Origin of the sequence: Bacteroides caecigallinarum, from assembly GCF_021530995.1 — a bacterium.
Lineage (GTDB): Bacteria > Bacteroidota > Bacteroidia > Bacteroidales > Bacteroidaceae > Phocaeicola > Phocaeicola faecigallinarum.
Window position 1 is genome coordinate 1 of record NZ_JADYTF010000121.1, and the last position, 10,490, is coordinate 10,490.

Consider the following 10,490-nt stretch of genomic DNA (forward strand, 5'->3'; position numbering starts at 1 on the left):
ACACTATATACCGGTCTCAGGCATATAATATCAATCTTTTCTCTTAACAATCAATATATCCTTTATTTACAGGAAAATATTTAAGCCTCAATTTGCTTTTTAGAAGACAGTTTCTCAAGGAAATATACCAGCAGGAAACCAACAACCATCAATACCACGGCCTCTACCACATACTGATTTGGGAGAATATTCTCTTCAATCAGAGGTTTTGCCACTCCATGACTGTCAGTATAAAACTCCACTACTCTTTTCCATGGCCAAACCTTGTTCAATGACCCAAGCATAAAGCCAGTCAATACAGAGAGAGTTATATTCCTGAAATTCTTCAGTGCATACGACAGGACTCTGGAGAAAGAAGTGATTCCGATAAAAGCTCCACTGCCGAAAACCAACAGAATTACAATATCAAATGTTTTCACGGCTTCCATTATGTAGAAATATTTTCCAAGAAGTACCAGAATAAAGCTTCCCGAAATACCAGGCAGAATCATGGCACAAATGGCAATAGCCCCACAAAGGAATATGAACAGATAGTTTGTAGGCGTTTCAGCCGGTGTAGCCACAGTGATATAATAAGCGATACCCACTCCAATAATGAATGACAATATGGTTTTCCAGTTCCATTCCTTAATATCTTTCGATACAAACCATGTAGAGGCCAAAACCAGACCAAAGAAAAACGCCCATACCAGTATAGGATGATCTGTAAGCAGCCATGTTATTACCTTTGCCAACGAGAAAATACTTATTCCAACTCCAAGAATGATTGAAATCAGGAAATTACCGTTGATTCCTTTCCAAAATTCCATGATCTTGCCTGTAAAAAGCAGTTTCAGGTTTTTCACATTGATACTCTTGATAGAATTGATCAATTCATCATATATGCCTACAATAAAAGCAATTGTTCCACCTGACACACCAGGCACCACATCTGCGGCACCCATTCCCATACCTTTCAATACTAGTGTTGCGTAATCCTTTAATTTACGTTCCATACCTTATAATTAATTTATTTTTCGTCTGCAAATGTAAAAAATAGATTTAAAAACACTCTTTTCATTATAATGTTTTAATATTTCTATTGCGTTTTTTTATATTCATCTGAACAGATTCGGTATAAACTCATTCAGGCATCTCCTCCATGTCAACCATTCATGGGCAGTACCTTCCGAAACATAATATTCTACATTGATACCAGATTTGCGCAATGACTTAACCAAAGCCTCAGTTCCCATATTTTCTTCTGTACCACATCCCAGGAAGAAATAATTCACTTTCTTGTTGAAGGACTTTGCATCAGTAAATACCCCGTTGAATGCAGTTTTCACGTCAAGCCCAAATATCGCAGCACTGAAACCACCTATGTATGAGAACTTATCAAGATTGCACAGTGTAATGTCAAAAGTCTGCTTACCACCCCATGAAAGTCCTGCCATAGCCCTGTGTTCACGATCAGTATACGTACGGAATGTCTTATCTATATATGGTATAAGATCTTCCACCATAAGAGTAGCGAACGAACTTCCATAAGCATTCCTTTCCTCATTGACATCCTTACCAGGACGAGGTCTGAAGCCCACTTCTATATCTCCGCTCTCCATAACAACAATCATAGGTTTGCACTTTCCTTCTGCTATTTGATTATCCAGTATGTTATACATATACCCCTGAGTACTCCAACCTGTTTCATCTTCTCCCATACCATGTTGCAAATACAATACTGGGAAACGCTTGTTCTTTTTCGTTTCATATTCGGCAGGAGTATAAACCACACAACGGCGGAAACGCTGTTGAGACTCAGAATAATACGTACACATTCTCACCTGGCCATGAGGAACATCCTTCACACGATAATAATCACCTTCGCTACCTTCAGGAACCTCTATACCGCTAGCCATACGACTGCATCCGAAGAACGTGCAACTCATCGGATCAATTACTGACAATCCGTCTACAAGAAGAAAATAATAATGGAAACCAGGCACCAGAGGGTTAGTCCGGCAAGTCCACCATCCGTTCTCATCTTTATTCATGTCATATTTAATACCGCACACGTCAGCCTGCAATCTTTTCACTTCAGGAGCATATATGCGGAAATATGCACGGTTATCCTTATCCAGACGAGGGAAATCACACCCATGCATATTGGTAGACGCAGGAACAGTATTATCAATAACGTCTTCCACACTACGAAGCTTTATTCCCATCATTCCTAACACCTTTTCGGCATACCTTCGGCCTAAAACGCGATAACCGGCAGCGTCAAAATGCAGATGATCCGCTGCACAGCTAAGTCCTGCCGACGAAACCACCTTACAGTTTTCAATCACTTGAGGCAATGTAGCTATAATTTCGTTCATGCTTGCACATGTACCTCCATGATCGGCATTCACCACCTCTCCAGCAATGAGCGGCACTTCATCAGCCTTAAGATTCAAATCAGCAAGCAGATTATCATAAACATCCTTTACCTTCATCGGCCATTCCTTATCACCGGTATTCGATTCTCCCTGATGCAACAGAATACCTTTAATAACTCCATCCTTTTGAGCTATTCTGGCCATCTCGACCAGTCTCTCGTAAGGATTATCATCATATTCCTTAAGCATTCCCTTCATCCAGTCCGGAGCTGTCTTTATATATTCCTCACGGGCATTTTTCTGAAAAAGTTCAATACGACATCCACCAATAGCCACGTGCACAACACCAACTCTCACATTTTCCGGAAGATACTCTATCATAGTTCTACCGAAATAATCGGCAGGTGTCAGTCCTGTACCCTTCCTGCACAATGGTGCACGTGCCGGATACCATTTACCTTTAACTCTTCCCACCTCATCATTATCTACAGCCGAAAGGACCTGAAAACGAGGGTTGACAATAGTGTCCTGAGATTCATATCTGGCATTTCCTTCCATATTGGACTGTCCCAAACACAGATAAACATAAAAATTAGGGTCCTGGGCATAAGCCACCATACCATACAACAACAGACTTAGAAAAACAAGTCCTGATTTCAAAAAATGTTTTTTCATAAATTCTAATTTTTGGTCAATCTATAAATATATTATTGTTTTCCTGTTACAGCCACCTTAATAACCCCATCAAGGCGATTCTCGAAAATACGGTAAGCCTCATCAATATCATCAAGTGCAAAACGGTGTGTTATAAGAGGGTCACACCGTCAGGTATTCTGTTGAGTCCCATATCTGCATGTGGCACACGCACATACTCAGTCTGTCCGCCATCTATACGGCATCCCAAAGCCCAGCCACCGTCAGGGTCCTCACAGTTGTTTACATACCCGTTCCTGCAGAAGAAACATTCTCCGCAAAACGTTTCAACATTTACAGTAACCCTGTCACCCGGTTTCACATTTGAGACAAGGCTACCCACCTGCTCCACTACTCCAACCATCTCGTGTCCCACCGTTATCCCGGGAACAGCACGAGGCACACTTCCATGTTTGATATGCAGATCGCTGGTGCATATACTGCCCAACGTAACACGCACTATCGCATCTTTCGGATTAACAATATGCGGCACATGTTTCTCTGTTAAAGCGAAATGCCCTTTTTCGATATAAGTATATGCCGGCATCAAACTCTTTTTGTCTACCGTCACATTATCAAAATACCGTTTCAGCGCAGGCAGCACCACCTTATCCGCCGGCAACCATTCCATAGAATCAAGCTCATCGGTTTTCAGCCATTCAGAAGATTTATGTTCCTTCAAGGTGATATTGCCCGAAGCCACAGAACAGACAAAAACATAAAGTTTGATTTCAAAATCAGTATATGAATAATGGACGGCCTCAATATACGAATCAATGCTTATATCAACATCCAGTTCCTCCTTAATCTCACGTTTCAAAGCCTGTTCAGGCGTCTCTCCCGGTTCTATCTTACCTCCCGGGAACTCCCATTTATCCTTAAACTCACCATGACTTCTCTGAGTAGCAAGAATTCCATTCCCAGTAACTATCACAGCCGCAACAACATTTATATGCTTCATATCATGTACACTTATATCAGTTCAACAATTCCATTTAATCCTGAAAGCAACTATATTCTGCAATCCACCACTTCCACCGTACTTCGTGTCTGGTCTATGCGTCTCACCTTCACCTGCACGGCAATTCTCTCCTTCAGTCCCTCCACATGACTGATTATTCCCACACGTTTACCGTTCAGGCTCTGAAGTTTCTCCAGCATATCCATCACCGTGTTCAAAACCTCACTGCTCAAAGTTCCGAAACCCTCATCTATAAATAATGTATCTACAGAAAGATTCCTCCTGTTGAGCGACGACAAAGCCAATGCCAGTGACAGTGAAACCAGGAAACCCTCACCGCCCGAGAGAATATCCACCGGTCCCTGTGCGTCATTCTGATACATATCCATCATACGTATGGTCAGAGTACCCGGCTCGCAATCCAGACGATACCTCTTATTCAGTTTCGTTAGATAGCCGTTCGCCCTCTGCAACAAGTCATTCAGAATAAAGCTCTGTGCAATCCTTCTGAAAATCTTACCATCGCCACCACCGAAAAGCCTGTTCAGTGTATCCCATTCCGTAAACACCTTCATAAGCTCCTCTTCTCTATCCTTTTCCTTCCTGAAACGTGCGGCATTCTCCGCGTCACTCTTAAGCTGCTGGTCTATACGTCCCATCTCGGCCATAAGTTCCTCCGAAGATGAACGCGCCTCCTTCAACAAACCGGCAAGCTTTTCATCCGAATCATCGTCAGCAAGAGATTCAGGACGGACAGCCATATGAGCCGCCATCTCCTTCTTCTTTGCATCCAGTATTCCCGAAGCACTTTTGGCATCCGATATTTTCCTGTTATGTATATCTCTTATATCTTTCACATCCTTCACATCCGCCAGATATTCCAGACGCTCCCTGTCAATATCATTTTGCCCGGAGATAAAAAGTTCCACTTCCTTTCCGGCCTTTCCAGCCTTCTCTCGTTCGGCAGTAAGCGTAGCCACAAAGCCCCTCACCTTGTTGTCAAACGCGTCACACATATCTTTAAGTCCTTCCGTAGGGACAGACTCTGTCACCTCAAGCTCAGCCCATTCAGGCCACTGCAATGCCACCTCCGAAAGCACTTTCTCCACATACTCCAGTGCCGGAAGAGCCTTTGTCAGATTTTTCTCCGTTTGCGCATGCTCCTTTTCCCAGCCATAATACTGAGCTGCCGCCTCTGTAAGTGAAGAGACAAAAGCCTTTGAATCAGTCTCCCATCTGCCTCTCCATCCTTCAATGCTTATCATCTCTCCCGCATCGCTCAAGGCCTTCTCCATCGTTTGCCCGTCGGCATCCATCAGCGAATTTATCCTTTCCTGTTCCTTAACCGCAGACAAGAGTGCATCCTTTGCCTTATCCCTCAATTTCTGAGACTTATCAGCTTCCTTTCTCGACAAAGAAAGATTGCTACCCATTTCCGCAAGAGCCTTGTTACATTCATTAATCTTTTTCTGTACCTCCTGCAGCTCATTCATCCTTGCAGACAAACGTTCCACCCTGGTATTCATTCCGGCTTCCACTACAGCAATGTCCACTCCATCTTCTTTTCCCGCATCCAATGCAAGCGACTTACATTCCTCAAAAACCTTTTCCGCAAGCCTCTTCACTCCATCAACATCCGCCACCCTTTCTTTCTCTCTTGCAGCCAGATCCTTCTTTAATTTTTCAATAATCATGGATATCCCACTGCATAACGACGACGTATCACGCAATTCCTTTTCCAGGCTTACAACCATCTCCTCAAGCGGCTTCAGCCTCTCACTACATTCCTCGTCAGAAACCAGCTTGTCAATTCTCTGTCCGCACACCGGACACATATCGCCCACCTTAAGTCTGGCTCTGACACTCACAGTCCACTCCCTGAGCGACATTTCCACACCATCGTATGCCCTCTTGGCTTCGTTATATCTTGCTGTAACCTCCTCCAGTTTCTTACTTTCAGAAATATACTCTCCGTTACGTTTCCCAAGTTCCTCCTTTAAGACAGCAATCTCCTTGTCAATCCTTTCCAAAGAAGAATAACCACTCTTAAGTTCAGCTATATGACCGGACAATACGTTCAAGGCATCCTTCTCCTTATCAAGCCTGTGTACTTCGGCGTTCACCTCATCAGGTTTCAGTGTCTTCAATTCTCTAGCAGCCTTCTCATATTCCTCTTCCTTCAGAGATACAACCTTGACAGCCTGCTCCAATACACCTTCAGCTTCGGCTACCCCCCTGTTCAGAGCCGGCAAATTATTTTCAATCACCTTCAGTTTCTCCCTACCGGTCTTAATCCTGCCCACAGCCTCAGAAGCAGAATTCAGCAAAGTCTCAATTTTCTGAGCGTTGGCAAACATTGCAACATTCCCGGCTGCCGCTTCCATCTTTCCTGCCAGCGAAACCATATACTCATTCTTCCGGTCTATCCAGTCCTTCAACCCATTCCTGCCCTTACACAGAGTAATGTAGCGCAGTCTCAGTCCCTCAGTCTCTGCATTAAGCTCTCCAATCCTCTTCTCCGCATCCCTAAGCATCCTTACGCTGTTGCGTGCCGATTCAGTCCTGTCCATATCAGCAATAAGTCTGGCCTCCTCCTTGAAACTTTCAGAATTAATCACCTCGTCACACGACTTTACATTCTGTTCTGCCACGGACAGTTCCATATCAATTTTTCTTTTCATCTCCAGCCATCTTATGCAGGCATCCAGCCTTTCCACCTCACAATCCATCGACTTTTTCCTTGCCGACACCACCGACAGCCTCTCCTTGAGCGAATCCGTCTCCTCCTGCTTGAGAAGTACAATACCTGCCGTAACACTCTTTTGAGCCGCATACTCCGCTTCCTTCTCCTTCTTTATTTCCTCAATCTTCTTTCCTATTTCCGAATATATACCCGTTCCCGTAAGTTTTTCCAGTATTTCCGATTTATCATCATCCTTACTCTTCAGAAACTGCGTAAATTGTCCCTGCGCCAACATGGTAGTACGACAGAACTGATCGAAATCCAGCCCGACAGCCTCCTCCGTAATCTTCTTTACAGCATCGGCATTCTTCAGTGTCACGTCGCCCCACGAGAGTGTCTGTTCAGGCGAAGTAAGCTTATAGTTTCTGTTGCGTTTCACCTGCCATACAGCCTCATACTCCACCCCGTCGGAACCGATAAAATTCAGAATAGCCGAAGCCTGTTTTGCTCCATGCCTTAACAGATTCGACGTATTCCTTGCCGTTATATTGTCAGTTCCGAAATTCGATTTCGTCCCCGAAGCCATATTCAGTCTCGGAGTAGTATTATATAAAGTAAGACATATAGAATCGAGAATAGTAGATTTACCGGCCCCCGTATCACCTGTAATAAGAAAGACAGAACTACCGGCCAGAGGTTCACAGTCAAAATCAATCTCGGCGGTTTCTATGGACGCAATATTCTCAATTTTCAGTTTTATCAGTTTCATAGATTGTCAGAAATTTTTGTCAATATCCTCATCATATCTCCGTACAGCCTCAACTATCATATCAGCCATCTGTTGCGGCATTTCAGTTCCGAATTTCGATTTATAAAATCTTTGAGCCACATCTATCGGACTGAGTTCACGGAATTCATCATAAGTCACAGCTGTATCATCAGCCACTTCATCCATTTCGGGTCTTGTGATTTTACAATAGCAATATTCCGCCATTTTCCCATTCAAAGCCTGTGCGATGCGTTCCATGTAGTCCGAAGGCATAGGCTTGTCCATCATAATGTTCAGTCTCACATAGCAAACTTCATCATCAGCTATATTTTCCAGTTCCGCCAAAGCCTCCTCAAAACCAGAAGGCACAGCAGGCACAGTCAGTATAGGCTTGACGTTATGAATCCTAATCACCCTGATATCCGGAGCCGATCCATGCTCCAGTGTCACAACAGAAACAGAATGTGGATAAGTCTCGTCAAAGTTCACAGGAACAGGCGAGCCCGAATATCTTGCCACTCCATGAAGCCCTTTCATAGTCTGCGGATAATGTATATGCCCCAATGCGATATAGTCATATACACGCCCCAGCTCCTCCTGCGGCACCTCATTTATTCCGCCAATCATCTCCGGATCATGCCCCTCACAGTTACAGTCCGCGACCGTCAGATGAGCCATCATGACAAACGGCAGCCCTTCCGCATTGACTTCCTTCACCCTCTCCTGTAAAGCCCTGAAAAAAGAGTTTCTTCTATCCTCCTTCGTAGTATCACCCTCAAAAGCAGGATAATTCTGGTCGAAGATATGCGGCACTGCCACCACATACCCCTTTCTCACACCATCAGCATCATCAATACCAATGATATGTCTGTCCAGGTCTATCACACCATCCCTGCGTTCCACCTGACCTATAACCCTCACTCCAGCCATAAGCCACAGCTCACGTCCCAACTCCAGCATCGCCTTGCTGTCATGATTACCTGCGGTAACGATTATAGCCATTTCCGGACACGCCTCATGCATATCCAACAAAGCCTTATAATACATTCTCTGTACCGAAGTAGATGGATTAGTCCTGTCGTAAATATCGCCACAAACAAGAAGAGCATCCGGTTTCTCCTCCTCCACTATATCCCTGAGTTGCGACAGGAAAGCGGCATGTTCCGCAGTCCTGTCATGCTCATATAGCGTGTGTCCCAAGTGCCAGTCGCTGGTGTGAAGTATCTTCATAAAAAAATCATTCCATTATTTCAATCACATATCCCCCGTTGAATACCCCACCTTTCTGCAGATGCTGTATCCAGTCCTTATCCTTATATTCGCCATCGAAATTCATCCTGTCACATCTGCCATACCACGGCTCGATGCAAACAAACGGAGCGTTCTTTCCAGGAGGCGACCACAGACCTACCACAGGCGCATCAAACAGCAGACGCAACACAGCCTTGCGCGAGTTGTCATATAGCGTCACTTCGCCCACCTGCCCGTTTTCAAGAATCAAGGCGTCACCATCGAAAGTGGAAGTATCCATAGGCAACAAACCGTCACGAAGTTCAAGAGGATAATGTACATCTGTATTTGCACAACCCTTATCACCTATAAGGATGTACTCCAGTCCATCTTTCTTGTCAAATCCAAAGAATCCGCGTTCCTTAGTCGAAGAATCAAAGCCGGGGAAATAAAAAGCCGGATGCGCGCCAATCTGGAAATACATATCCCCATCGTTGGTATTTGTAACCCTCCACATCACATGAATCTTTTTCTTTTCAATTCTGTATCCTATCTCAAGACAAAAGCTGTAAGGATATTTCTTATGAGTTTCCTCATTGTCAGTAAGCTTATACCACACCTCATCGTCAGTCTTGCTTATAAGCTGAAAGTCCATGTCGCGTGCAAATCCATGTTGTCCTAAAGCAAAAGTTCCGCCACAGCATCTGTACTCATTACCCCATACCCTGCCCACAATAGGGAAAAGCACAGGCGAATGTCTGTTCCAGAAAGCAGGATCGGCCTGCCATAAATACTCCTTACCATTACACATGATGCTGCAAAGCTCTGCCCCTGCAGCCTTCACCTGAATGCTCAGTTCATTATTCGATAATTTCTCCATTATTATTTTATTTATATAGACAATACATTTTTATCAAGCAACTCCGCCATTTGCCTGTAACCCTGATAATAAATTTTAGTTGCATTCTTCAGCCTGAGGATATTAAAACCCTCTATCGAATCCACTTCGAGCAACAGGTCGCAAAGCTTTGAATCCTCCACAGCATTCTGGCTGAACATAAACAGATAAGACCTCATAGCTACGTGCAGAATATTATCATCATACTCCTCGTCCAACTTTGGGCAAACATTTATCCCTATTACTCTTCTGCACACATCACGTATCGGAGTGACCGGAAAGTTCTTGTACAATCCTCCATCCACATACCTCACCCCGTCTATCATGACAGGCTTAAACAAGATAGGGATAGAACACGAAGCTATCACCCTCGGCAGAAGCTCTCCTTCTGTAAAGACCTTGCATTCCCCTTTGTCGAAATCCGAAGCCACAACACACAGCGGGACATTAAGATCCTCAAAGCGTTTCACAGGCAAAGTTTCCTTCAGAAATTTAATAAAGCCGTCAAATTTCAGGAAAGCCTCCTTCGGAATTGTAAAACTGATAAAATCCATTGCATCATGTTTCAGGAATAGTTTAAGAATCTCCTTAGGTTTAAGTCCCGCGGCATAATAAGCTCCCACAATAGTCCCGGCACTCGTACCGGATATTATATCAGGCTTTATTCCCCTTTCTTCAAGAGCCTGCAAAGCCCCTAAGTGGGCAAATCCTTTAGCCCCTCCACCACTAAGAGCCAGACCTATATTATATGGAAAAGTTCTATCCATATCTCTTTTACCTTGTTTTACAATTTGAATTCCCATGTTGTTATGAAGTTTTCAGCAGTAAATATAAATCAATTATTACATATTAACAGCTTCTATTCCCATAAATTTTATATCCAGCCAATTTTAATT

The 10,490-nt window shown here is 43.9% G+C and carries 6 protein-coding genes and 2 pseudogenes; all 8 read right to left on the minus strand.

Annotated features, from left to right (window positions below; genetic code table 11):
* Window positions 1-80 precede the first annotated feature (80 nt).
* Window positions 81-995 carry a DUF368 domain-containing protein gene (locus I6E24_RS13665; RefSeq protein ID WP_235329091.1) on the minus strand — a complete coding sequence of 305 codons (915 nt, stop codon included), beginning with the start codon at window positions 993-995 and terminating at the stop codon, window positions 81-83.
* Between the two features lie 102 nt (window positions 996-1,097).
* On the minus strand, window positions 1,098-2,978 hold the full coding sequence (locus I6E24_RS13670; protein ID WP_235329096.1) for a sialate O-acetylesterase: 1,881 nt from the start codon (window positions 2,976-2,978) through the stop codon (window positions 1,098-1,100).
* A gap of 196 nt (window positions 2,979-3,174) precedes the next feature.
* Window positions 3,175-3,600 (minus strand): annotated as a pseudogene (locus tag I6E24_RS17500) (alcohol dehydrogenase catalytic domain-containing protein); the annotation flags it as partial.
* A 63-nt stretch (window positions 3,601-3,663) separates the two neighbouring features.
* Window positions 3,664-4,014: pseudogene (locus I6E24_RS17505) on the minus strand ((deoxy)nucleoside triphosphate pyrophosphohydrolase); the annotation flags it as partial.
* 50 nt (window positions 4,015-4,064) lie between these two features.
* Window positions 4,065-7,466: an AAA family ATPase gene (locus I6E24_RS13685; RefSeq protein WP_235329092.1), complete on the minus strand. Its 3,402-nt coding sequence runs from the start codon at window positions 7,464-7,466 to the stop codon at window positions 4,065-4,067.
* A gap of 6 nt (window positions 7,467-7,472) precedes the next feature.
* A complete protein-coding gene (locus tag I6E24_RS13690; protein ID WP_235329093.1) occupies window positions 7,473-8,696 on the minus strand; it encodes an exonuclease SbcCD subunit D in 1,224 nt (407 codons plus the stop codon).
* Window positions 8,697-8,703: 7 nt separating this feature from the next.
* Window positions 8,704-9,576 (minus strand): aldose 1-epimerase family protein, encoded by an 873-nt coding sequence (locus I6E24_RS13695; RefSeq protein WP_235329094.1) that lies wholly within the window; start codon window positions 9,574-9,576, stop codon window positions 8,704-8,706.
* A gap of 11 nt (window positions 9,577-9,587) precedes the next feature.
* The gene (locus tag I6E24_RS13700) at window positions 9,588-10,361 is read right to left on the minus strand and encodes a patatin-like phospholipase family protein (protein WP_235329095.1); all 774 of its coding nucleotides are present in this window, start codon (window positions 10,359-10,361) and stop codon (window positions 9,588-9,590) included.
* Window positions 10,362-10,490 lie beyond the last annotated feature (129 nt).